The organism is Bacteroidota bacterium (assembly GCA_005882315.1).
Classification (GTDB): Bacteria; Bacteroidota; Bacteroidia; order Chitinophagales; family Chitinophagaceae; genus VBAR01.
This window is the reverse complement of record VBAR01000001.1, coordinates 2298102-2323979: the sequence shown is the minus strand read 5'-3', so window position 1 is coordinate 2323979 and position 25878 is coordinate 2298102. Positions and strand designations below refer to the sequence as shown.

The 25878-nt window shown below is 38.8% G+C and carries 23 protein-coding genes and 1 pseudogene; 14 read left to right on the top strand and 10 right to left on the bottom strand.

The window, feature by feature from the left end:
- Positions 1-11: 11 nt before the first annotated feature.
- From E6H07_09590 to sppA, 4 genes are all read right to left on the bottom strand, one after another.
- The gene (locus tag E6H07_09590; protein TMI66134.1) at positions 12-1214 is read right to left on the bottom strand and encodes an anhydro-N-acetylmuramic acid kinase; all 1203 of its coding nucleotides are present in this window, start codon (positions 1212-1214) and stop codon (positions 12-14) included.
- An 80-nt stretch (positions 1215-1294) separates the two neighbouring features.
- Complete coding sequence (locus E6H07_09585) at positions 1295-1753, bottom strand: hypothetical protein (GenBank protein TMI66133.1); 459 nt, start codon at positions 1751-1753, stop codon at positions 1295-1297.
- Between the two features lie 34 nt (positions 1754-1787).
- On the bottom strand, positions 1788-2906 hold the full coding sequence (locus tag E6H07_09580; GenBank protein ID TMI66132.1) for an ABC transporter permease: 1119 nt from the start codon (positions 2904-2906) through the stop codon (positions 1788-1790).
- 89 nt (positions 2907-2995) lie between these two features.
- Entirely contained in the window at positions 2996-4756 is a 1761-nt protein-coding gene (sppA, locus tag E6H07_09575; protein TMI66131.1) for a signal peptide peptidase SppA, read from the bottom strand.
- A gap of 62 nt (positions 4757-4818) precedes the next feature.
- Here sppA and folK point away from each other — a divergent pair, with 62 nt between their 5' ends.
- The 9 genes and pseudogenes from folK (at position 4819) to E6H07_09530 (ending at position 11738) form a co-directional block, all read left to right on the top strand.
- Entirely contained in the window at positions 4819-5301 is a 483-nt protein-coding gene (gene folK / locus E6H07_09570) for a 2-amino-4-hydroxy-6-hydroxymethyldihydropteridine diphosphokinase (protein TMI66130.1), read from the top strand.
- Positions 5302-5413: 112 nt separating this feature from the next.
- A pseudogene (locus tag E6H07_09565) lies at positions 5414-5790 on the top strand (GxxExxY protein).
- A gap of 46 nt (positions 5791-5836) precedes the next feature.
- A complete protein-coding gene (locus E6H07_09560) occupies positions 5837-6469 on the top strand; it encodes a deoxynucleoside kinase (GenBank protein ID TMI66129.1) in 633 nt (210 codons plus the stop codon).
- Positions 6466-7713: an MFS transporter gene (locus E6H07_09555; GenBank protein TMI66128.1), complete on the top strand. Its 1248-nt coding sequence runs from the start codon at positions 6466-6468 to the stop codon at positions 7711-7713. Before E6H07_09560 ends, E6H07_09555 begins: the two co-directional genes overlap by 4 nt.
- 196 nt (positions 7714-7909) lie before the next feature.
- A complete protein-coding gene (locus E6H07_09550) occupies positions 7910-8806 on the top strand; it encodes an MBL fold metallo-hydrolase (GenBank protein TMI66127.1) in 897 nt (298 codons plus the stop codon).
- 88 nt (positions 8807-8894) lie between these two features.
- Positions 8895-9365 (top strand): hypothetical protein, encoded by a 471-nt coding sequence (locus E6H07_09545; GenBank protein TMI66126.1) that lies wholly within the window; start codon positions 8895-8897, stop codon positions 9363-9365.
- A 15-nt stretch (positions 9366-9380) separates the two neighbouring features.
- Positions 9381-9722, top strand: coding sequence for a hypothetical protein (locus E6H07_09540; protein ID TMI66125.1), 342 nt, complete (start codon positions 9381-9383; stop codon positions 9720-9722).
- Between the two features lie 249 nt (positions 9723-9971).
- On the top strand, positions 9972-10976 hold the full coding sequence (locus tag E6H07_09535; protein ID TMI66124.1) for a hypothetical protein: 1005 nt from the start codon (positions 9972-9974) through the stop codon (positions 10974-10976).
- A 39-nt stretch (positions 10977-11015) separates the two neighbouring features.
- Positions 11016-11738 carry a hypothetical protein gene (locus tag E6H07_09530; protein TMI66123.1) on the top strand — a complete coding sequence of 241 codons (723 nt, stop codon included), beginning with the start codon at positions 11016-11018 and terminating at the stop codon, positions 11736-11738.
- A gap of 71 nt (positions 11739-11809) precedes the next feature.
- On the opposite strand, the gene E6H07_09525 is transcribed toward E6H07_09530, so the two are convergent.
- On the bottom strand, positions 11810-12295 hold the full coding sequence (locus E6H07_09525; protein ID TMI66122.1) for a YkgJ family cysteine cluster protein: 486 nt from the start codon (positions 12293-12295) through the stop codon (positions 11810-11812).
- Positions 12296-12425: 130 nt separating this feature from the next.
- Between E6H07_09525 and gcvP the strand changes: the two genes are divergently transcribed.
- A complete protein-coding gene (gcvP, locus tag E6H07_09520; protein TMI66121.1) occupies positions 12426-15335 on the top strand; it encodes an aminomethyl-transferring glycine dehydrogenase in 2910 nt (969 codons plus the stop codon).
- Positions 15336-15422: 87 nt separating this feature from the next.
- Positions 15423-17444 carry a hypothetical protein gene (locus E6H07_09515; GenBank protein ID TMI66120.1) on the top strand — a complete coding sequence of 674 codons (2022 nt, stop codon included), beginning with the start codon at positions 15423-15425 and terminating at the stop codon, positions 17442-17444.
- Between the two features lie 86 nt (positions 17445-17530).
- Here E6H07_09515 and E6H07_09510 read toward each other — a convergent pair whose 3' ends face one another.
- The 3 genes from E6H07_09510 to E6H07_09500 all read right to left on the bottom strand — a co-directional run bounded on the left by E6H07_09510 (position 17531) and on the right by E6H07_09500 (position 21971).
- On the bottom strand, positions 17531-18397 hold the full coding sequence (locus tag E6H07_09510; protein ID TMI66119.1) for a sugar phosphate isomerase/epimerase: 867 nt from the start codon (positions 18395-18397) through the stop codon (positions 17531-17533).
- Between the two features lie 140 nt (positions 18398-18537).
- Positions 18538-20043 (bottom strand): Gfo/Idh/MocA family oxidoreductase, encoded by a 1506-nt coding sequence (locus E6H07_09505; protein TMI66118.1) that lies wholly within the window; start codon positions 20041-20043, stop codon positions 18538-18540.
- Positions 20044-20168: 125 nt separating this feature from the next.
- The gene (locus tag E6H07_09500) at positions 20169-21971 is read right to left on the bottom strand and encodes a carboxypeptidase regulatory-like domain-containing protein (GenBank protein ID TMI66117.1); all 1803 of its coding nucleotides are present in this window, start codon (positions 21969-21971) and stop codon (positions 20169-20171) included.
- A gap of 161 nt (positions 21972-22132) precedes the next feature.
- Here E6H07_09500 and E6H07_09495 point away from each other — a divergent pair, with 161 nt between their 5' ends.
- Complete coding sequence (locus E6H07_09495) at positions 22133-22621, top strand: asparaginase (protein TMI66116.1); 489 nt, start codon at positions 22133-22135, stop codon at positions 22619-22621.
- Between the two features lie 234 nt (positions 22622-22855).
- Here the strand turns inward: E6H07_09495 and E6H07_09490 are convergent, their stop codons facing one another.
- Positions 22856-23359 carry a DUF4399 domain-containing protein gene (locus tag E6H07_09490; protein ID TMI66115.1) on the bottom strand — a complete coding sequence of 168 codons (504 nt, stop codon included), beginning with the start codon at positions 23357-23359 and terminating at the stop codon, positions 22856-22858.
- Between the two features lie 108 nt (positions 23360-23467).
- On the opposite strand from E6H07_09490, the gene E6H07_09485 reads away from it, so the two are divergent.
- Both E6H07_09485 and E6H07_09480 read left to right on the top strand, forming a co-directional pair.
- Positions 23468-24322 carry a dienelactone hydrolase family protein gene (locus E6H07_09485; protein TMI66114.1) on the top strand — a complete coding sequence of 285 codons (855 nt, stop codon included), beginning with the start codon at positions 23468-23470 and terminating at the stop codon, positions 24320-24322.
- 25 nt (positions 24323-24347) lie between these two features.
- A complete protein-coding gene (locus E6H07_09480) occupies positions 24348-24884 on the top strand; it encodes a hypothetical protein (protein ID TMI66113.1) in 537 nt (178 codons plus the stop codon).
- On the opposite strand, the gene E6H07_09475 is transcribed toward E6H07_09480, so the two are convergent.
- Positions 24875-25852, bottom strand: coding sequence for a threonylcarbamoyl-AMP synthase (locus tag E6H07_09475; GenBank protein TMI66112.1), 978 nt, complete (start codon positions 25850-25852; stop codon positions 24875-24877). The two genes, E6H07_09480 and E6H07_09475, sit on opposite strands and share 10 nt — an antisense overlap.
- Positions 25853-25878: the final 26 nt, after the last annotated feature.

Below are 25878 nucleotides of genomic sequence, written 5' to 3'. Positions count from 1 at the left end.
AAGTGGTAACATCAGTCCGGGAAACTTAGCTTCCCCATTGTGACGGAAGGAATCCCTGCTTTTTCACTATTAAAGTTATAACTGCCGCCGCTTACACATTCATTTGCAAGAATTGCGAACAGTACTGCCTCTTTTGCATCAGGATTAATTTCCAGGTCAGCTGTTGTCTTTATTATTATTCCGGGTAATTGCCGGCTGATATTCTGCATCAGTAAAGCATTGTGCATACCACCACCACTTGCATAAATGACAAAGTTGTGACTACCCGAAAAAGATCTCTTAATTCCATCTACAATTGTATCGGCGGAAAAACAATTCAGCGTAGCCATACAATCGGCCTGCGAAATATCTTCTGTTCCGGATCTTTGTTGCGCATTTTCGAGATAAGCAAGATTGAATAATTCAGGTCCCGTAGTTTTTGGAAAAGGTTTTTCAAAAAAATCATTTTGCATTAAGGCTTTCAATAAATTTTCATTAATAGTACCGCCAGATGCCACTGCAGCATTTTCGTCAAAGTATTTTCCGGGAAAATGTTTTTGTATATAAACATCCATAATTGTATTTCCGGGACCTGTGTCGGTACTAAAAACTTTTGATGCATCCATGTCACCACTTAGAAAAGTAAAGTTTGCAATGCCTCCCATATTCAGCATAATTCGATCTTCATCCTTTTTACTGAACACAAAATAATCGCCGTACACTGCCAATGGCGCACCTTCTCCCCCGGCTGCAATATGCTTTTGTCTGAAATCACTTAATGTAATGATGCCGGTTGCCACTGCAAAATGATCCCCATCTCCTATCTGCAGTGTTGCATTCCCAAATTTTTGTTGTTTATGTAAGATCTTTGGTGCATGGTAAACAGTTTGCCCATGACTTGCTATTAGATCAACCTCATTATTTTTAATCCTCCATTTCGCAAGGCAATCATTGATCATCTTCGCTTGTTGTAATGCGATCCAGGGATTGAGCAGGCAAAGCTTTTCAAAATCAACTTGTTTTTTTGAAAAAATACTTTTCACCTCGCTTTTAAAATCATCAGTGTAATTAACTGTTTCAAATTGGAGCACTTTAATTTTTGTGTCCGCCCCGCTGCCGGTGAAACTACATAATGCAATATCAAGACCGTCAACAGAAGTACCGCTCATCAAACCGATGATCTTTCGTTCTGGCTTACCGGCTATTTCATACAATCGTTGAATGTGCGGATGCATATGCTGAAATTAATAAAAAATAATTTTAATTGGCTTATTGAATAACCGGCTTTGAATGACTGGTATTATTTACGAGATAATTATTTTGAAACTATAGAAGCCAGGTTGTTTAATCCCCTTTCCATATGTTGTCCATAAGCCCTGTCATAAAGCAGGCTTCCAAATTTTTCCCAGGGGTACCAACGTAGTTTAAAATGCATATACCATTGAACAGTTATCGAGTCAGTATTTGCATAGGGAATGATCTGCCAGGTTGAAATAATGGGCCTTGAATCACCTTTCCTGAACTCAACATTTACCTTATTATTTTCGGAAGGTTGAAACGAGATGGCAGTACCCTGCGATTGTAATGTATCAAAACCAGGATACCATTGGATCCACTTAGTTGTATCTTTTATTAGTGGCAGTACACTATCAGGTTTCACTGCGAGATTAATTGCCCTTGAAATATTTACATTCGATGGTATAAATAAAGACATCCCCGTAAACAACAGGAATATTATTACGATACTTATCAAACCTAATTTTATGAACCTCATTGATCCTGTTTGAATTATTTGACTTTTGATTTGCTTATTCCCACCTGAAAACTTTTATGGCTATAATATATACCACCACTCCCCAGATACCGAGTATTCCCAACTGCTTCCAGCAATCTGAAAGATGCAATCCTTCAAAAGAAATTTTTCTTAAAGCATCATTTAAATGAGTTAGCGGCAGCGCTTTCGCAATAGGATGTAAAAACTTTGGCAAACTTTCGTAAGGGAAAAAAGTGCCTGACAACATAAACTGCGGGAAACCGATCGCATTGGTAATTGCAGGAACAGCATTAATGTTTTTAGAAACGCCGCTGATAACAAAACCAAATCCCATAAAAACAAACAGGCCGATAAAAGAGATAAACATCATCTCAAGAAAAGTAGTAAACCCATGGATCAGGGTAAATCCAAATGCGAATTTTCCGATCAGGATGATGATTGAAAGTATTACAAACTGAAATATCACCCTCGCTAAAGCCTCGCCGATAATTATAAAAGGGCGGTTAAGCGGTGTAGCGTTGAATCGTTTTAACACGAGTGTTTCCCGTAGACTAAAAAACAAAAAAGAAATCCCAAACAGCCCGGCACTTAATAATGAAAAGCCTAACTGTCCCGGTAAAATAAAATCGATACGTTTATAAACACGGTCGCCGATTGGAGGAGTTGTATTAATTTTTGCAACCGTTGTGCTATTTTTATTTGTGAATTGATCTATTCGTGAAATAACGCCGTTTAGCATCACCTGTAGTAGCCCTACTCTTTCTTGGGATGCTTTTGAAGAATTAATTTCTATCTCATATTTCGTTGATGAATCGCTTTTTGCCGGCTGAATATTCAGTATTGCTGTGATCCTTCCTTTGAGCAGATCATCCAGTTTCTTTGCATTGCCCTCCTCTGTATTATCATATTGACGAATATTAATATTCGGAACCTGTTTGATACCATAATAAACTTTATTAGCGGTATCCGAATTTTTATCCAATGCAATTGTAACTCCGGGTATACCACCGCCCCCGATGCCAAAAATCAATATAAAAAATAAAGGGAACAGGAAGCCGAAGACCAATGCACTCGGGCTGCGGAACTGGGCTATCAGGCTGGCTTTGGTAATAGCCAGCATTGCTTTAAGCTGGCTGTATTGACGATCTGGCATTTAATAAAAATATGCCGCAAGATAGAGCCGGAAAAGAAGGAGGAAAAAAATATTTACTCCTGCACTTAGCTTACAAGGGCTAAAACAGTTTAATTAATAGAGAAATTAAAAGGCAACTTAGCCTGTGCCTTGCCACTTATTTGCTGCACTTTTCTCATTTCATTAAAAATTCTGAAGTTCTCCTCTCCCAGTTCTTCTTTTAGTTTGTTATTATAGTTCATCGGAGATGATGTTTTACCTAACAACTGATCCAGGAAATCAACCGACTCAGGATATTCACGCAGGTAATATTCAGGAAGCTTTGCCATTCTTGCTGCCGCCGCTACTGCATCGTTGATACCACCGAATTTATCGATCAAACCGATTTGAATGGCTCTTTGCCCTGTCCATACACGGCCCTGCGCAATACTATCGATATAAACAACATCTTTCTTTCTTGCATCAGCAACACGTTTTTTAAACACTGCATAAATATTTTCAATTTCTGCCTGTACGATCTTCTTTTCATTTTCATTCATTGGCCTTGTCATCGTGCCTGCATCCCCATAAGGCCCTGTCTTTACACCATCGAACGTAACACCAAGTTTGTTTTTAAAAAACCCTTCCATATTTGGAATGATACCAAACACACCGATGGAGCCGGTTATTGTTGTTGGATTAGCAAAGATGCTATCAGCAGCGCAGGCAATATAATAACCACCACTTGCAGCTACATCGCCAAAGCTTATAACAACTGGCTTATCCTTTTTTGCCAATTCTAATTCCCGCCAGATCGTTTCACTAGCCAGTGAACTGCCGCCACCGGAATTGATACGAAATACAATTGCCTTAATTGATTTATCTAACCTTATCCTCCGGATCAATTTGCGATAATCATCGGCCGCAATGGTACCTTGCTGACTACTTTTTCCATCAATGATATCACCTTCGGCATAAATTATAGCGATCTTTTCCCCTGCTGTTTTCCTGAATCCACCTGCGGCTGCATACGTATTTATGGAAACAAAATTTATTTTCTGGTATTTATCCAAACCGAGTTTGCTTTTTATCTCATCTTTTACTTCATCATCATATTTAAGTGCATCAACGAGTTTTGCATCTACAGCATCCTGGGCTGTTACAATTCTTCCATCATTAGCTATTTTGCGAAGCTCTGCTGTATCAATTTTTCTTGCTTCAGATGCTTTCAACAAAAAATGATCATATAGATCCCCTAACCATACTGATGTTTGCAATTCATTTTCCGGGGTCATTTCAGTTGTTCGCAATGGCTCAGTAGCACTTTTAAATTTACCAGCATAGAATATTTGCGGTTGAATATTGAGTTTATCCAGTGTGCCTTTCAAAAATGTAAGTGTGACAGCAAAACCATTCCACTCCATATAGCCTTGCGGACTGAGATAGATCTTATCAGCCGTATTTGCAATATGATAAGCTTTTTGTGTGATCACATCACCGAAGGCATATAAAAATTTCTTACTTTTTTTATATTCAAGCAATGCAGTTCTTATCTCATCGCTTGCAGAAAAGCCATTGGGACTGGGATTACATTGAATATAGATGCCGGCAATTTTTTCATCCGATGCAGCTTTATCTATTAAGCGAACAACATCATACAAAGAAGGAATATTTTTTTCCTCATCACCTGTCAATGCGCCAAAAAGATTTTCCTGTACCTGCTCCTCGTAATGCTGTCCAACATCGATCACCAGCACGGATTTCTCTTCTATTTTCGGTTTACCAGATGAAGCAAGATTGCCTACCCATGCTACCAGGAAGAACAGAAGAATTACAGTAAATACGACCATCGCCAGTAATGCTGCAAAAAATGTTTTAAAGAAATTCCACATAAATCAAATCTTTTAAGAAGACCAAAAATAAAGATATTTGAGCCCTATCCGACAGGCTGTTTATGAATAGAGCTTATTTACTTACAGGAGGCAATATAGGCAACCGCAAAGCAATGCTGCAAAAGGCCATACAATTGCTAAATGAATACTGTGGCAATGTAACAGCCGAATCGTCCTTATACGAAACAGCAGCATGGGGCAATACAGATCAATCCGCTTTTCTCAACCAGGCACTTGAATTAGAAACCGGGCTAAATGCCCGGCAGCTTATCCGTAAAATATTAAAAGTGGAAAAACTGATGGGGCGAGAAAGAAAAGAAAAATTCGGGCCCCGCATCATTGATATCGATATCCTTTTATTTAATGATGAAACACATGATATTCCATTTTTAAACCTTCCGCATCCTGAAATGCAGAACCGCCGGTTTGCATTAACTCCTTTAGCTGAAATTGCCCCGGATATTATTCACCCGGTTCTAAAAAAAACCATCAAACAATTACTGGCAGATTGCCCGGATAAACTAGAAGTAAAAAAAATCATCTGACTTATCCACAAGTTTCGCTATTTCATTTTATAAAATCTCATTTCATTTATTTTGCACAATCTGAGATTTTTTGGGCCACAGAGTGCCACAGAGAAACCGAGGGCCACGGAGTATGGAATTAAACAAAATAACAGAAATAATAATAGGATGTGCCATAGAAGTACATAAACGTTTAAGACCTGGTCTGTTGGAATCAACATATGAAGCATGCTTGTTTTATGAAATACAAAAAGTTGGCTTAAAAATTATCAGGCAGTTGGGACTTCCGTGGTATATAAAGAAATCAGGCTTGAAGAAGGATATAGGCTTGACTTTTTGGTTGAAGATTGTGTAGTAGTTGAAATAAAATCGGTTGAAGCCTTTAATGATATTCATACGGCGCAAGTGCTTACCTATTTAAAACTATCTGGAGCAAAAGTTGGATTATTAATAAATTTTAATGTGCTAAAGTTAACTGACGGAATAAAAAGATTAATTGCCCGTGATTAGCTCTGTGGTTCTCTGAAACCTCAGTGGCTCTCTGTGGCCTTAAAACATGAATTATCATTTCATCACCATAGAAGGAAATATTGGAGCTGGCAAAACAACGCTAGCCCAGTTACTCAGCAAGCATTACAATGCCCGCCTGGTGTTAGAAGCATTTGCTGACAATCCTTTTCTCGCCAAATTTTATGAAAATCCGGCCCAGTATGCATTCCCGGTCGAATTGTTTTTTATGGCTGAACGGTATAAACAGCTCAAAGACCTGATCCAGCAAAAAGATATGTTCAATAACCTCACTATCTCCGATTATCTTTTTACCAAATGCCTGTTATTTGCAAAAGTTACATTGCCCGATGATGAATTCAGGCTTTACCAGAGATTATTTGAGATCATTCATCAGCAACTTATACAACCAGATATTCTCATTTACCTGCATGCTTCTGTAAGTAAGTTGCAACAAAACATAAAAAAACGTAACCGCAGTTACGAGCAATCTATCCCTGATGAGTACCTTTTCAATCTCCAGGAAACCTATACGCATTATATCAAACAGCATAATATAAAAACTTTGTTTGTTGATACCAGCAATGCTGATTTTCTGCATAATGAAAAACATTTACAGACGATCATTGATGCGTTGGATAAAGAATACGAACCGGGTCAGCATTTTATTTCACTCCCATGACAGATGAAACGGACATAAGAAAAAAATTCTTCCCGGTAATCAATACTGAGTTTACCTGGTTTATCATTGCCCGTATTTTATTTATTGCCGGACTTCGTATGACCCCTGTTTTATTGGGATGGAGACTCTATGAAATAACTGGTAGCAAACTCTCCCTGGGTATATTAGGTTTATCAGAAGTAATTCCGGCTTTGAGTCTTGCTTTGCCTGCCGGCGTAAAAGTTGACAGAAGCAATAAGCATCGGTTATTAACAGTATGCATCGGGTTATATTTTTTATTGATGCTTGGTCTCTTGTTTATTACTTCATCATGGATGCTGGAGCAAACCTCTTCCAGATTTATTGAGTGGGGAATTTATGCATTGATCTTCGGTACCGGTGTTGTAAGAGCTTACAGTGCATCCGCATTCAATTCTTTCCTTGCGCAATTAATACCCACCACTTCATTAGTAAAAGCTGTTTCTGTTAACAGTATGGTCTGGCTGGTAGCTGCCGTAGCGGGGCCAGCTATTGCCGGGGTGTTGATGGGCTATACCAATATCACCGTTTCATTTATAGTTGTTTGTTCCCTGATATTGTTATCATTTTTTGCATTTCAAAATATAAAACCAAAACCGGTAAGCTGGAACCCCGGCAATAGCAAAACATGGGATAGTGTAAAAGAAGGGCTTCGGTTCGTGTACAATCAAAAAGCATTATTGGGCGCCATGAGTCTTGATATGTTTGCAGTATTATTCGGCGGAGCAACGGCATTGTTACCCGTTTTTGCCATTGATATTTTACATGTCGGCCCGCAGGGATTAGGATGGTTGGTAGCTGCTACTTATCTGGGAAATTTCGTTGCCATTGCATGGCTTACAACTCATCCGTTGAAAAATAAACAAGGCAAGTCATTATTATATGTAGTTGCCGGGTTTGGTATTTGTATTTTGATCTTTGCTATTTCAAAAAATTTCTGGCTGAGTTTTGCAGCTTTATTTATCAGCGGGTTGTTTGATGGTGTCAGCGTTATCATTCGCGGAACGATCGTACAATTATTTGTTCCTGATGAAATGCGGGGTCGTGTATCTTCTGTCAATTCAATGTTCATCAATTCATCCAATGAACTGGGCCAGTTTGAAAGCGGCGTGGCTGCATCTTTACTCGGCACTGTTCCCTCAGTCATCTTTGGTGGATGTATGACTTTACTTGTCTCTGTCGTCACATGGTTTAAAGCACCGGGGCTGAGGAAATTTGAATATTAACCCCCTGTCTCCGCCGCGGCGGAGAACTTAGATTTTATCTGTCTTTATTTTTTCATAATTTCAGCATTGCATAAAGTTCTTTATTATGTAACCAACAACATTGCTACTATTTAACTTTTGTTGCAAGTTTATCCTGAGCTTGTCGAAGGGCACACTTGTACAAATACAACTCTACTCAACAACAATCATACAACACATGAAACGTCGAACATTCTTACAAAACACAGCACTCACATTTGGGGCTTTGACATTGGGCCAACAAAAAATATTTTCATCTTTCTTCCAGCAGGCATGGAAAATAACAATGCTTACTGACGACATTGGAATATTTACCGAACGGGGTGGCACTATCGCATTCCTGTTAAGCAAAAAAGGAATTGTTGTAGTTGACTCACAGTTCGCTGATACAAGCAAACACCTGATCGATGAACTGAAAAAGAAAAGTGAGAAGCCATTTACACTTTTGATCAATACCCATCATCATGGCGATCACACAGCAGGTAATATTTCTTTTAAAGGAATGGTTGAGCATGTGCTGGCACATGAAAATTCAAAAAAGAACCAGGAAACAACAGCTAAAGCACAGAAATCAGAAGACAAACAATTATACCCTGACCAGACTTTTGGAACAACCTGGTGCCAGAAATTTGGTAAAGAAAAGATCTGCCTGCATTATTTTGGTGCAGGGCATACTAATGGTGATAGTGTAATACATTTTGAACATGCCAATATTATACATATGGGTGATCTTTTATTTAACCGCCGCCACCCTTTTGTTGATCGTGGTGCAGGAGCCAATATTAAAAGCTGGATCGAAGTGCTGAATAAAACAATGAACAAGTTTGACAGCAAAACAAAATATGTTTACGGACATGCCGCAGATGGTTATGAAGTAACCGGCACATCCGATGATCTGAAAAAATTTGCTGATTACTTAGATGCTGTTTTAAAATTTACTGAAGGCGAGATCAAAGCCGGCAAAACAAAAGAAGAGTTTTTAAAAACTACAACCTTTCCCGGCATCGGTGAATGGAAAGGCGATGGGATAACACGACCGCTGGGTGCTGCGTGGGATGAATTGGGAGGCAAGTGATTTGTGCAGTTTTACTTTGATAATGAATTAAATTTGGAACAAAATATTACGTCAAGCGACGAGTTGGTGGCAATTAAAAAAACAGCTCATGAAGCAATTCATAATTTTATTACTCATAGGTTTCAATATAAATGTAGCCTATGGACAGTTAGCTAGCATAAAAGAACTAATGCTGGTGATGGACGCCAATGATAATACTGCTGAAAAATTACTAAATGCAAAAGGTTTTGCAATTTACAAGTTTAAAGACACAAATGGTTACACACAAACTTCATTCGCTCTGAATAAAAATATCTATGACGATAATGCAGATGGTTTTATTGCAATAGCTAAGTTTTCGAGTGGAAAAAAAATTGTTTCTATGGATTTTGGTAATCTCGTCCATTTTTCAAAAAGTAAAATAGAAGCAGAATCACTGGGATTTATTTTTGTTAGGACTGAAATGTCATCCGAAAAGAGTCGCTATCACGAATATAAAAAAGGTAACCTGGTGCTAACCTTTTGGACTAATACTTACACTCCAACAACTCAATATGAAATTGCTTTGGAACGGGAATAATTAAATTATCAGTTTATGAATATTCTTTTTACACTACCCTCTTATTTAATAGAAGTAATAGGAAAAGACCTTGAGGGTGTAAAATCTGATATAGAAAGTATCAGGTTACCAGAAAATGCTAAAGTGATTTTGAGGACAGTTAAGGGACAAATTATAAAACGTTTCAAAATATTTGAGGAAGAAATAAATATAGAAGAAACAAATTCTGATAACTCGGCTTACATACTTATGGATTTTTCAATTGACCCTTTAGTGATAAGATATGTTAACTATTCTGTTTCACTTGAAAACAAAATGAAAAGTTCATTGACAAATGACGATTTCGTTTTTTTAGAAAAATTTATGCTTCATTCCTAAAGAACAGCATTTCGATAACGGCCACTAACATCAGGTTTTGTGCAATTGGGGCATTACGTTGAAGCAATCATCGGCAGTGCATATCCAGGCTTTGGTTTCGGCGGACGTAATTCTGCTGGGCTGTAATTCCTAACTTCGGCTTTTAGTTATAAATTTAGCTTCAGTTCCGGGCGGACAGTTGGTCAATTCCCCAACTGCACAAAGCCTCGAACGTTATAGAAACCCTTGATAAGTCACTTCAAAATAACCATGAACGACAGAAGACCAATAGATATAAAAAGATATTCAGGCGGCTCAGCTGACATAGGTACTGCACAAGATGGAGCGATTCTTGAAATGTATAATTTGGAAGGAAAGCTAATTGTAATAAAAGAATATGCCCTCTATGAATTCATGACAGCGGACACAGTTGACCCAGACCGCACAAACATATCTTTACCAACCAATATTCAACGACTACTTATCAATCAAGGTGCTGACTCGGAATTAGTTGGAAGGACATTTTTGACTACAAAAACCTTATTAAAGAAAGAGCTGTTTAAAGACATTGACACTAGTAAAGTCATTAAATTATCTTTAGACGCATTAGTTGAATTAACTGTTCTTGAGAAAGAAATTGGAGACTATTTATCAAAAGAAAAGGAAGTTAGCAATGAATATGAGGAACGTCGAAAGAAGCCATCTTCCTATGCTATTCCATCAATCAGCGACGTTGAGACCAGATGCAAAACGATTTTTCAAAAGGCTGACCATATTGAGCAAATCTTAATGGAAATAATTACTATTTTTTACCCAACCGAAGGACTAACAAAGCAATCACATTTTCCGAAATTCCAAGACATACTTAAAACAAAATACGGAGAAGCTGACCCCTTTTATCTTTTTATTGATAAATCGGTTTACTTTATCAAAGTAGTTCGTGAACTAAGAAACTCATTAGACCATAGATTAAAATTTGTAAAAGTTAAAGATTTTGAACTTCAAGTAAACACAAACATAATTTCACCGACTATTGAACTTGAGTTTAAGGAAATAAAACTTGAAAGAGTTTCTTTATCAGAATTCCTACCATTAGTTTTTAAAAACAGCATTTACATTTTCGAGCATACAATTGGACACTTGTGTTCGACAAATGCCAAATCTGGCTTTATGACTTATATAATTAAAGAAATTCCTGAAAATGTCAGAAGATACAAACACGTTAAATATTCGTTTTGGTCACCCCTTGGAGATACGGGTTACTTTCATCAATAGACAGAAAGGCTGCCTATAACATTGGTATTGCCAATAATAATGACAGATTACATAAAAAAATACATAAAGACTATTCGACTTAACTCTTTTCATCCATTATGTGAAACAGATATTGGACAAAATGCTGTAAACAAATTTGGCTATCCCCCTTTCATTGACGCTTCATGCAGACGAGAACCGGATTTTGAAAACCCATTTCCGTCAATCACCGCATTATGTCGGCAAGAAAAATTTGCCCCACAGCTTTATCCAAATGACATAGTAGTTTATATGACGGTAAAAGGAAAATGGTTGACCCACTTTGACCATTATCGGATAATTGCGATTTTGGAAGTCATTGAAAGGAAAGACACACATTTGCAAGCAAAATCATGGTACACAAACAAGGGCTTGACAATTCCATCAAAGTGTATGATCCACGATAATCCACCACATTCTTTTAACGAAACAGGTGGGAGATATGAAAAACAAAAAGACATTTCAAATTTCTTAACCTATCCACCTGACAAACAAAAAATAATTGGTGACAGAATTGTTTCTCATTGGGACAACGAGTATTTAGCAAAATCAAAAAAGTGGAGTTGTTTCGTCATAAGCAAACCCATTTTCATGAACTTGACAGACCCACCAATTTTAACGGATCAAGACATTCTAAACATCTTCAAGAAAAAAATCAATACAAGAACTCCCAAAAAATTGACGGTACATGAATTTACCCAAATTGCAAAATTTGCAGATGTTAATTTTATTCGACCAAACTGACTTTAATTCCTCAGGAATCTTACCGACAAAAAGATAAACCCTAAATAACTGAACAAGGCTGAGATTAAAAATTATTTGGTTTGTTCTATCAACTTTTCCAGCACATAATAAGTGATCGGGCAAAAACTTGAATTCTTTAATGCCATTGGCTGTCGTTTCAGCATAAAGTCATCATCCATATAAGGAAACCTGGCACAATCAGTTGGTCTCACTTCATAAATACTGCAATAGTTATCGGCACCCAGAAAAGAACAGGGTATTTTCTGCAAGACATTATCACCTTCTTCATCCACCCGTAAATATTTATCCCTGAAGTCCCCATCTTTCATGCCCAGGTATTTGCTGATACGTTTTATATCGGGCGGGGTAAACCGGGGTGAAAAACTCTTACAGCAATTGCCACATTGCAGGCAATCAATTTTCGCAAAAGCCTCCTCGTTCAGATCCGGCAACTGTTTCAGAACCCGGTTCTTATTGGCCCGGTTCAAAAACTTCTTATACTCTTTCTGTCTTTCCCCGGATTTCTTCTCCCAGTTTTTTAATAGATCTTCTTTCATTTATACAAAGAAACAACCTCTTTTCCACAGTTAAACAATAAGGTTTTTAGAACCACTCACAACCTTAACTTTGCGGCCTGAATTAATTATTAATTACCGGTTAATAATTGCTACTAAACAACTAAAGCTCATGAACCTATTCGAACAACAACAAAATGAATTCGTACCCCGTCATATCGGAACGATTGGCCAGGAAAAGCAAATGCTCAAAACGATCGGCTCATCAAGCCTTGATGAGTTAATTGACAAAACGATACCCATTTCTATCCGCAGTAAAAAACACCTTGATTTACCTGCCGCGATGAGTGAAGCTGACCTGCTGAAATACCTGAAAGATGTTTCGCTGAAAAATAAAGTTTATAAGACTTATATCGGGCAAGGATATTATGATACCCACACTCCTTCTGTTATTCTCCGGAATGTTTTTGAGAATCCAGGTTGGTACACACAGTACACGCCTTACCAGGCAGAGATATCACAGGGTCGTTTAGAAAGTCTATTGAATTTTCAAACGATGGTGAGTGATCTAACGGCGTTGCCAATTTCCAATGCAAGTTTATTAGATGAAGCAACTGCAGCTGCTGAAGCAATGAATATGTTCTTTCACCAGGTTAACCGGACCGATGTAATTAAATCAGCCAAATTTTTTGTAGACAATAAAGTATTTGCACAAACAATAGATGTAGTAATTACAAGAGCTCAGCCGTTGGGTATTGAAGTTGTAATTGGTGACTATACAAATGCAGCAATCGATGAAACTTATTTTGGTGCATTGATCCAATATCCGAACAATACTGGCTCTGTTGTAGACTATCGTGAGTTTATTGAAAACGTACATAGCAAAGGTGGTTATGTTGCAATGGCAACTGATCTGCTTGCATTGACATTATTAACTCCTCCCGGTGAACTCGGCGCTGATGTTGCATTCGGTTCTGCTCAGCGTTTTGGTGTACCTCTTGGTTTCGGCGGACCTCATGCTGCATTCTTTTCAACCAAGGATGATTTTAAAAGAGCTATTCCAGGCCGCATCATTGGTGTAAGTATTGATGCGCAGGGTAACCGTGCATTGCGCATGGCTTTGCAGACAAGAGAACAACATATCAAACGTGAAAAAGCAACTTCGAATATTTGTACCGCACAGGCATTACTTGCAAATATCGCAGCGATGTATGCAGTTTATCACGGACCAAAAGGATTAAAAGCAATTGCAGAAAGAACACATTTGATTGCGCAAAAAACAGAACAGGAACTACAGGAACTCGGATTAAATCAGATCAATGAACATTATTTTGATACCATAAAAATTACCGGTGCTGATGCTGCAAAAGTGAAAGCTGCTGCCGATGCTGCTGAGGTTAATTTTTATTATACTGCAGATGGCATACAAATCAACCTGGATGAAACTACTACACTTGCCGATGTACATGTAATTAAAAAAGTTTTTGCAAAAGCAATTGGTAAAGAATATGGAGCACAGGCAGGTCATCGTCCGGGTGTATATAAAATTCAAAAGGACTTACAACGTACATCTGCTTATTTACTCCATCCGAATTTCAACAGTCATCATAGCGAAAGCCAGATGATGCGTTACATCAAACAACTGGAGAATAAAGATCTTTCACTGAATACTTCGATGATCACATTGGGAAGTTGTACAATGAAATTAAACGCAGCAAGTGAAATGATGCCGTTAAGCTGGCCTCATTGGAGCAAGATGCATCCTTTTGCACCAAAAGATCAGACAGCAGGTTACCAGCAAATATGTGATGAACTCTCTGCTTATCTTTCTGAGATCACAGGCTTTGATGCATGCAGCCTTCAACCAAACAGTGGTGCACAAGGCGAGTTTGCCGGATTGCTGACAATAAGAAATTATCATCTTGCAAATGGAGATAAACAAAGAAATATTGTTCTCATTCCAATTTCTGCACACGGAACTAACCCTGCAAGTGCTGTAATGGTGGGAATGAAAGTAGTTGTGGTAAAAGCATTAGAGAACGGATATATTGATGTAAATGATTTCCGTGCAAAAGCAGAACAACACAGCGCTAATCTCGCCGGTACAATGATCACTTACCCGAGTACATATGGAATTTTTGAAGAAGATGTTAAAGAGATTTGCGATATCGTTCATCAACACGGCGGACAGGTATATATGGATGGGGCCAATATGAATGCACAGGTTGGATTAACATCGCCGGGTTTGATCGGTGCGGATGTTTGTCATTTGAATTTGCATAAAACATTTTCTATACCTCATGGTGGCGGCGGGCCGGGCATGGGGCCGATCTGTGTGAAGAAACATTTAGCTAAGCATTTACCCGGACATATGGCAATTGTGAATGGTGAATCGGCAATGGCAAACATTCACAATTCACCACTCACCATTCACGGCGCAGTAAGTGCCGCTCAATACGGTTCAGCTTCAATTTTATTGATCAGTTATGCATATATAAGAATGCTCGGCGCAAAAGGTGTTAAGAATGCAACCGAGTATGCCATACTGAATGCAAACTATATGAAGGCAAGATTGGAAAATGATTTTGATATTTTATATGTAGGTCATAATGGTACCTGTGCACATGAATTCATAGTTGACCTGCGTCCATTTAAAACTTCAGCTGGAATAGAAGCAGAAGATGTTGCAAAACGTTTGATTGATTATGGTTTTCATGCGCCAACAATGAGCTTTCCTGTTCCAGGCACTATTATGATCGAGCCAACAGAAAGCGAAGACAAAGCTGAATTGGATCGTTTCTGCGATGCATTGCTTGCAATAAGAAAAGAAATTGCGGCAATAGAAAATGGAGAGACTGACAAAACAAATAATGCGCTGAAGAATGCACCGCATACACAGTTTGTAGTTATGGCTAGTGATTGGTCAAAACCTTACACGAGAGAACAGGCCGCATTTCCATTAGAGTATGTTAAGCAAAATAAATTCTGGCCCTCTGTTGCAAGAGTAAACAATACACATGGTGACAGGAATTTGATCTGCACATGTGAACCAATCGAGAGTTATATGGAAGCTGAAGCTTAATAACATAATAGATAATAATTGATAGATTGTAGTGAAGTCCTGCTCAAACGGGACTTTTTTATTAACTTCAAACAGCAAGAGAAATTTATGTCATCTATTCGCCAACTTGCGGCTATCATGTTCACCGATATTGTCGGTTATACAGCCCTTATGGGCAAGGATGAACAAAAAGCATTTCAAATGCTTAATAAGAACAGGCAAATTCAAAAACCAATTATTGAAGAATACAATGGAAGATGGATAAAAGAATTGGGAGATGGTGTGATGGCAAGCTTTAATACAGTTTCTGATGCAGTAACAGCAGCGATCAAGATCCAACAAGCCTGCAATGCTGCAAAAGATTTTCAATTACGCATCGGCATTCATCTCAGTGAAGTAGTTTTTGAAAATAATGATGTATTTGGAGATGGTGTAAATATTGCTTCACGTATACAAACCATCGCCAATCCCGGAAGTATTTTTATTTCAGAGCCAGTGCACAATAGCATTGCCAATAAAAAAGAATTTCAGGCAAAATTTGTAAAAGAACAACATCTTAAGAATGTAAAGGAACCTGTGCGGATCTACCAGTTAATCGCCGACGGTATTGTTACGGCTCATACAACAACCATAAGAGCAAAAATAAAAAAGAACCGGGTTATAGCCGTTATATCGGTGATGGCAATACTACTTTTAACTGCTTTTTATTTTTATACAAACAGTAAAAAAGTGATTGTAGTGAATGAAAAATCGATTGCCATTCTTCCTTTTGATGATATGAGTCCTCAAAAAGACCATGAATATCTCAGTGATGGGTTGGCGGAAGAGATCATTAATTCGATAACAATCATTAAAGACCTGAAAGTGATCGGCCGCACTTCCTCTTTTCAATTTAAAGGAAAAGGACTAGATGCAAATAGCATCGGTGAAAAACTAAAAGTAAGCAATGTTCTTTCGGGAAGCATACAATTAGCAGGCAACGTTCTTCGTATCACCACCACATTGGTTCGTGTAAAAGACAATAAAGTTATTTGGTCACAGCGGTTTGATAAAGAACCCAAAGATATTTTTGCGATTCAGGACAGTATTGCTAATAACATTGTTGAAAAGCTCAGGGTCACATTGTCGGAATCAGAAAAACCAAGATTAGTTAAAAAGGAAACCGATCCTGCAGTTTATTCTGAATATCTGAAAGGCTTTCTGTTATATAAAAAAGAGGAGTTTGAAAAAAGCATTGAGTACTTTCTGCGAGCAATCAGTGGGGATTCCCTTTTTGCGCCTGCTCATGCTTATATGGCTCTTGCTAAAATATGGACCATCTACAGGGCCGGCGCATTTGCCGACTATAATGCCATCAGGGAAGCTAAATCATATGCATACAATGCAATTCGTCTTGATCCTGATCTTGCGGAAGGTTATTCTGCGTTAGCTCTTTCAGCATGGGCAATCGAACTTGATTTCGCAACGGCTAAATTGAATTTTGAAAAATCCATACAGTTGAGTCCTTCCGCATCTCTTATAAAAAACAGGTATGCTTATTTCCTGCTATGGATGGGTGATTTTGATAAGGCCGAAAGACTCGGATTAGATGCTATCGCTTCTGACCCGGCAGACTTCAACGGTTATATAATTGTTTCTAATGCCAATATTTACAAAAAGAACTTCCATGAAGCTGAAAAGTATATTGCAGAGGGACGAAAGCTATTTCCCGAGCATCTTGGATTGAAAAATCAGTATTTCTTCTCCCGATTTTATGCAGGAGATTATGACCAGGTCATCCAATTAATAAAACCAATTCTTTTAAATGAAAAAACAAATATTTCCGCAGATTTACTTTGTTACTTATCGATTGCCTATTTCAAAAAAGGTGACCTTGTGGAAAGCAAAAATATTCTGCGGCAATTACAAGAAAAGCCTGCCAACAAAAATCTTGATATTGATTTTAACATTGCCAGAATTTATACTCAATACCAGTTAAAAGATTCCTGTTTCCTAAGCCTGGAAAGATCTTTTGTGAACCGGGAAAGGGAATTCAGATTACTGAAAATAGATCCGCTTTTTGAATCTATGAGGCAGGATCAGCGCTACAAGGATTTGTATCACCGATATGGGTTCGACAAGTATAAATAAATTATCCTAATAACGGAGATGTCCTCCACTCAACAACTTTCCAATTGTAAGGCTTTAATTCAAAAGCAAAATTAAAAGGCAGCCGCTTATTGATTCAACAAGTATTTCTTCAGCATCTCCACTCCTTTTTTAATTTCTTCTCTTCCGGTTGATTCAATACCATACCATCCTTTATAGCCTCCTTTTTTACTCAACTCGATCATCTTAATCGTTAAGTCATCAGTTGGTTGATTACGATACGACATTCCTTTTGCATAAGGCAATGTTTTCCTGAGATACTCATAATTATCAAACTCAGGAGATGGTTTTCTCCAATCAGGATAAGTACCAAAAGAAGGATTCTTTATTTTCTTTACCAGGTCAACCATCCAATCAGCATCATTAGAAACACCACCATGATTTTCTATTACAATGCTGATGTTGGCAGGTTTTGCATATTCCAGTAACTGGTTATATGCATCTGTCGACCATTTCAATGCTTCTTTCTTATCAGCATTCTGTGGACCACGGCAATTGGTACGTATGGCATGGCAACCGAGATAGTGAGCAATATCAACCCATTTGCGGTGATTGATCACAAATTGTTTTTGTCCTTCCTTAGTATCTGAACATCCATCACCTTCCTGGTCACACATAATAAGTACCATTGTTACTCCATGATCCTTTGCATTCTGCTTTAATTTCTTCAGGTAATCTTCTGTAGGCACTTCAAATAAAGTATTTACAAATTCAATCCCATTCACACCAAAATCTTCACGGGCAATACGGGGGAAATCAAGGTTCTTCCATTTGCCGGCTCTTATTTCTTCCACTAATGCCCATTGTGCAATGGATATATCATCTTTGAATTCTGTTGAATTGTTTGTCATATCAGGCTGATTTAATAATGAAGGTGCAACTAAACCACCGGCACCAATCGTTAACGATGTTTCTAAAAAATTTCTTCTATCCATTTGAGTAGTTTTTAATTCAAAGTATTTTGGGGCCACAGAGTACCGCTGAGTTTAAGGAGAACCACAGAGTTAAATCTCTGCGTACCTCAATTCCTCTGTGGTTCTCTGTGGGCTAAATCCATTTTTAAAAATAATTGTTTTTACATCTCCCACCCGGGTCTGTATTCACGATAAAAGAATTTATTCGCAGCTTCATCATTCGTTATTTTCATCGCTGCTGAATCATAGTCTACTTTTTTTCTTGCTCTTAAAGCAACAGCACCGAGTAAGATCGTTTCTGTTACTGCACCTGCATTTAAAAAACTTCCGGGTGATTCTGTTTTATTTTTAAACGCATTTATCCAATGGGGTCCGCCGTTTTCTATTTCTTCTTTGTAAGGCTCTTTGCCTTCCATATAGGTTTTCATTTTACCATCAGGAATCAATCTTGGATTTTCTGTACGGAATCCAGCAATGATTTTTCCTTTATCTCCAACGAACATCATTCCCTCAGCCTCCAATGGTTTTCCTTCCAGTTCATCCGGTGCATTAGGTTTCATACCACCATCATACCAGTAAAGATCAAATGCAGGTAATGTTTCCTGCTTTGAAAATTTAAACCGAACGATGCAGGAAACAGGAAATGCCACATCATTATTATATGGTTTGCTGATACCGCTTTCAACAATTCTTGTTGTAGTGCCATATGCTTCTGCCGAAAGCGGAGCAGTGTTTATTCCAAGTTGAAGAAACATTGGCCATAAACTATAGTGGCCCATATCAGCGATTGCGCCACCACCGAAATCGTACCATCCACGGAAAACATTATGCGTATAATTAGGATGATAGGGTCGATCAGGTACGAGACCTAACCAGAGATCCCAATTAAAATCCTGGGGTACCGGTGGTGTTTCTTTTGGATTTGCTATCCATTGCGGCCAAACGGGACGATTACTCCAGTTATGAATTTCTTTTAATGTTCCAATTCTTCCCTCATCGATCCATTGTTTCACTAACGTATTGCCACTTCGTTTACTCCATGCCAGCAAATGTGTACTCATCCCTGTCTGTTTTGCAGTATTCATTACGAGTTTTGCTTCATACATCCGGTTGGCGAGTGGTTTATGTATCACTACATGCTTTCCTTTTTTCATGGAAGCAACAGATATATATCCGTGCAAATGATCCGGCGTCATAATTTTTACTGCATCAAAATCTTTTTGCTTTTCCAGGAGCTCACGAAAATCAGTATACATTGAACAGCCTTTGAAATTACGATCAGCAGCTTTTGAATAATAAGCATCCACTACTTCTTTACCAATAGCGAGGCCCCCAGGTATGCCGTTAAAATTTTTGCCCCAGTCGGGATTACCCAATAGTTTTCCGATTGCTCCTTTTATACGGGTTGCATTCCAGTCAATATAATCTGTACTGAACTTATTCGGATCGCAAATAGAAACAATTTGAATGGAAGGGTCAGTTATCAGCTCACACATTTCGGCAAGCCCTTGTGTACCGCAGCCGATATAGGCAAGATTGATCTTATCACTGGGCGCAACAAATCCTTTGCCACCTAAAACATTTCTGGGAATAATTGTGAAAGCTAATGAAGCAGCAGCCGTTGTTCTTACAAACTCACGGCGGTTGATGTGTCTTTTCTTTTTCATACAGCAATTCGTTTTATTGAAAACAGGTTTTTAAATGTACGATTATTTAAAAGGCATACAATTGATTTTCGTAAATGAAAAAATCCCGCAACTGCGGGATCTATGAAATGATTTGTTATTGTCTTTTAGAATCGTCGAACCCTGAAATTACAGGATACCGTTCGTGGAGTACCTCCTATTGTCATCTGGATACTAAAATTACCTTCTATAAATCCTGTCATCACCGGCCCTACAGCTGTTATGTTTACAACCGGTGATGGTGTTGTTATAATTTGTTGTGTTGAGTTAGGCCCTTGCACAAAGCAAGTTAATAATGGCGTAGTACCCGGTGATGTAATATCTGTATAAGTAAAACTTACATAGCTGACAGTGCCCGGTGTTATTATTTTCATGGCATTAACACCTCTTGTTCCACCTTGTGCATGCGCCGTGATACTATCTGGCGGTGCTGTATAAACAGTAGGTGTTCCATCTACCATTACATCTACAAACTCAACTGCTGATGCACCGCATGCCTGTAATGTACCTGCATTCACAGTGCCTGTTGTGCCAGTAACTAAAACAGGATTGCTTTGTTGCAACGTAGCATAATCAATTGCCTGCACACTCAGGTTCAGCGTACCCGAATTATTACACCTGACAATATTTATAACAAACTGGCCATTACTGATAGCAGCCGAATAAACATTGCCTCCCCCCAAATAAGCGAAAGCAACTCCACTTGTTACATTACCGCCTGAACAATTAACTGCATTACCGGTAATGGTCAATGTATTTACAGTTGGCAGCGTAACCACAATAGTTCCTAAATCAGTATTAGAAGCAAATGGTCCGATATTTTGAGAGTAAGCCACTATGTTGCATTGATCCAATACTTCAAGCACCAGCGATTCATTTTTTGGCACTTTACCACAAAGCCTGCCTGCAGAATCTGTTCGGCCATAACCATAGGAATTATTTACTGTTCTTTTAATTCTCACCGGTGCATTACTAAGCGGCCCATTCTCAGGTCCTTTTACCAGTGTCATGCACAAATCAATTAATGGAAACTGTGCATCGCAGTTCCAGAAGGAAAAATGAGAAACGTTGGCGATATAATTACTTCCGGTTTTTGTTGCTGTGCCTTCCTGTTTCCATCTTGCTGTAGCTTCATCAAAATGCCAGAGATCAATTGTAGCAGGTGCAGATGAACCTAATGCAGCAGGAATAGGAAATGTTAGCTCAGCGGTTTTGCCACTTGCAATTTTTAAAGGTTGACCGCCGCCGCCTGTAAGTTCAACACCAAGCATACCATATGTAGTCAAACCTCTTTCGACGCCACTGGTTGTTATACCTCTCAAATCACCCATTACGATTGAACCGAGGTTTGCAGCAGTGGGATCGATCCATGTCATGGCAACATTCACTGTACCATTATAAGCAGCGCCCCCTGCATCTGTAACCGCCGCCACAGGCACAACTAGTTTTGCGCCACCGGGTAAATTAATTGTTCCTCCTGCGGGTGCTGCAAAATTTCCTGTATTTGTTTTTGGCAATAGCTGGATGCGTACATTATGTGTACGTCCTGCTGTTGTTACGAATGTGCGGTAAGCAGTAAAGTATCCATTCTGCTCCACCTTTACTTTTCCGTTTGCTTTGGATAAACTGATATTGCTGAACCGGAAGATACCATGCACGTCAGTTGTGGTTGTATTTGTTCCGCTTTTAACTATTGCACCCTGTACAGGGATATTATTTTCATTTACTACCACACCCAATACGGACGCAGTTACCATTTCATTATCATTCACCGGGGTTTCAGTACCGGGGTTTGGATTCGGGGTGGAACCCGGCACCTCTTTAATTTCCTGTTGACAACCGATGCCGGCAATTAATGCTGCAAAGAGAAAAACAATAATAAGTTTGTTTAAATGCTGTATACGATTCATGGCTCGTAATGTTGATTTGGTAATAAAAATAGACAAAACTGTTTTAGTTTCCCATACCTGACATCAAAAAGAATCAGGCCGTTGCTTTGGATTAATGGCAGTCACCCGGTTTCCTTAATTTTACCCCTGCCTGCGGCAGGCAGGCGCATAAAACCAACATTATGTCAATCCGGGTCTTCATCACAGGCGGCACTTTCGATAAGGAATACAATGAACTGGACGGAAAATTATTTTTCCAGGATACCCATTTACCCGAAATGCTGAAACTGGGCCGCTGCAACCTGGATGTGGAATTGAGAACACTTATGATGATCGACAGTCTTGAGATGGGTGTGGATGAAAGAGAATTGATCGTATTCCAATGCAACCGTTCGGATGAAGATAAAATTGTTATCACTCACGGTACAGATACCATGACAGAAACCGCCAAAGTGCTGGCTGAAAAAGTAAAAGATAAAACGGTTGTTCTCACCGGCGCCATGATACCTTATAAATTTGGCAGCTCTGATGGTTTATTTAATCTTGGCAGTGCTTTGGCTTTTGTACAAACATTACCGCACGGTATTTATATAGCAATGAATGGAAAAATCTTTAACTGGGATAATGTCCGCAAGAATAAACAAACCGGGCAGTTTGAAGAGTTGGATTAATTATTTGTTCGTGTGAACTAAATAATCCTACATTTGGCTGATTACCGCCTCCTCTGAATTTTCTCCGATCCACCTTACTAAGACTTAAGTACCTGTTTTTTTTATTTGTTCAAAAGCTGGTCCTATTATAATACATAATAGAACCAAAAAATAGTATACTGACCCGCTCTCTATAAAAAACCAAAGGGGTGATTGAATCTTCAATCACCCCTTTACTATTTCAGTTAAATATAATTACTTCTTCACATTCACTTCCACAGTTGCAGCCATTTGTCCGCCATATGCACGATGCAAACCATCTGCAAACTGCAAAGTAAGCTTATGCTTACCGGGAGATAGTTTCAATTCATACTCTGTTTGTCCTTTTCCAAAATGAACATTCACTGAATCTTTTTTCACAACTGTTCCTCTTGCCAATGAATCAGGCCCGTCGATCATCAGGTGATGATGACCTGAACCCGAAACCAGTGGACCGGCTGTATCGACCTTCATTCCCTCCACTCCCATTTCCATTTTATAGGTTGTAGCAATTGTTTGTCCGGCTTTCAGATTTTTAAAAAACACTTTTGCACCTGCAGGTGGTATTTCTGTATCTGCCACTGCGGATGTAGGAGCAACATGCTGATGATCGTGGTCTGCTGTATCCATTTTTTCACCGCCTTCGGCAGTTGAATCATTATTATTACAGGCTATCATAGCTGATAAAACCATTGCTGAAAGAAAAATTTTGATTTTCATATTTTATTTTTTGGATGCTAAAGGTAGGTTATCTGCCCGATTGCCAAACCCGTTCATCCCGTTTTCTGAAAGAATACCCGTAACTTTCGTAACTCAAAAACTCTATTTATGGACCAGAATATTATCAATCTCTATGATGAGTATATTCATTCGCCTTCTATTTCAAGAGGTGATTTTCTGAAAAAGCTTATTATGCTCACCGGCAGTGCTGCCATTGCCCAAACAGTATTATCGCAAATTGAAAATAATTATACTGTTGCCGGCAACACTCCTGATGATGACTTGTTTACTGAAAAAGTCTCATTTGCCGGTGTACCCGGAAATATGTCGGCCTATGTAGCAAGACCGAAAGAAGAAAAGAAATACGCCGCCGTGATAGTGATCCATGAAAACCGCGGATTAAATGCTCATATTGAAGATGTGGCACGCCGTGCAGCCAAAGCCGGTTATTTGGCAATTGCGCCAAACGCTTTATCGGCCCTGGGTGATCTGCCTGCAACCGAAGAAGAAGCAAGAACAAAATTCGCGGAGCTGAAAGCAGAAAATAATTTGCAGAACTTCATCAATGCCTATAACTATTTAGCCACACGAAAAGATTATAATGGCAAAGCCGGTTGTGTTGGTTTCTGCTGGGGCGGCGGAATGGCAAACAGCCTTGCTGTGAATTTGCCCGACCTGAAAGCAGCTGTTGCATTCTATGGCCGCCAGCCTGCTGCTGAAGAAGTAAGCAAAATAAAAGCTGCTGTGCAGTTGCATTATGGCAGTCTTGATACAAGAGTAAACGAAGGCATACCGGCTTATGAAGAAGCATTAAAGAAAAATAAAATCACCTATGAACTGTATATGTATGAAGGTGTGAACCATGCTTTTCATAATGATACATCACCCGGCAGATATAATGAAGCAGCCGCTAAACTTGCATGGCAACGTAGTATTGAATTTTTTGGAAAATATGTAAAGTGATTTTTAAACCGGCTTCATTACTACTATGATACTTCCGTTGCGACGCTCCGTTTATCATCCTGTTCTGTATTCAGCAACTGCCTCGCAGTTTACCCTGAGCTTGTCGAAGGCTCGCACTCTTGTAAATTCGTATTGCTATTCAGCATTAGGCCGCAGTTTACTCATTGCGACACTCCTGTTTTGTTTTTTTACAAATACCATAAATGCCGCTGATTCATTCGCTGAAAAAATAATCACAGTAAAAGTGAACAGTTCAGGAATTGTAACTATTGGAAGGGACACGGTAAGTTCGGATGATATTGCAGCCTATATCCGGGACCGGTTATTTAAAAGCTACACCGGGACAGGCAAAATGTATGATGCGATCAAATTAGTGATTGATGGAGAACCACAAGCCGTAGTAATGGAAGTAGTGCAAAAAGAAATTGCCAGGGGACAGAAAAAAGCATTGAATGAACTCTGTATCGAAAAATATAAAAAACTATTTGAAGATATTAGTCCGAGGCAACAAGATAAGATCAAGAAAAACTTCAAAGTACTTTTCCAGGAAAGTTATGGCTGATCGATTTTATTTTCATGCTGTGCTCTCTGCAACCGGTCATTAATAGCAGCGCCTAATTCTTTATCCGGCATTTTATCAGCAATGATCAAATCGGTTTTCATCTCATCTGCCTTTCTTAATACAGAAAAAAGATTGCGGGCTGCTTCATCAAGATCTCCTGATGAGGATAACTGAAACTGAAATGCAGGTGTGAGGTTTGAGAATTGTTTATTCAAACTAATAACTACAAATTCTTTATCGGAAAACCGGCTTATCAATTCTTCAACATTTCCAAAATATAATGGAGTTGATGTAGCATAATGACTTTTTAACTGGCCGGGTGTATCCGGTGCAGTATGTGATAACAGTAACCCAACAATTTTTCCCAACACTTCTTCAATCGCTTCTTTCGAAATACCTCCGAGCCGGTAAATAATTGTTTGCCCATCCTCAAAACCAACAATGGTTGATTCAAGACCAACTGTACATTCACCGCCATCGAGTATGTAGGGGATCTTTTCATTCAATCCTTCAAGCACATGTTGTGCTGTTACCGGGCTTACATACCCAGAAGGATTGGCGCTGGGTGCTGCCAATGGAAAATCAATTTGTTTTAATAACTCTGTAAGCATCGAATGATTGGGGATTCGGATCGCTACTTTTTTGCTTCCGGCTGTTACCAGGTCAGGTACTGAATCTTTTTTCTTTAATAAGAACGTAATCGGCCCCGGGGAAAATTTTTCAGCAAGTTTTATACAATCAGCCGGAATTTCCTCAGCATACTGTTTTAGTTTTTCAAAACTTGCAACATGGAGTATCAATGGGTTAAAACGGGGACGATTTTTTGCATGATAAATTTTCAATACAGCTTCTTCATCTAATGCATTGGCAGCAAGACCATAAACAGTTTCAGTCGGTACAGCTACCAATTCACCCTGTTTCAATAATGATGCGGCTTTTATAATATCGGTTCCGGTTATTGTTTGCATAAAATCCCTGCAAAGAAACATATTTC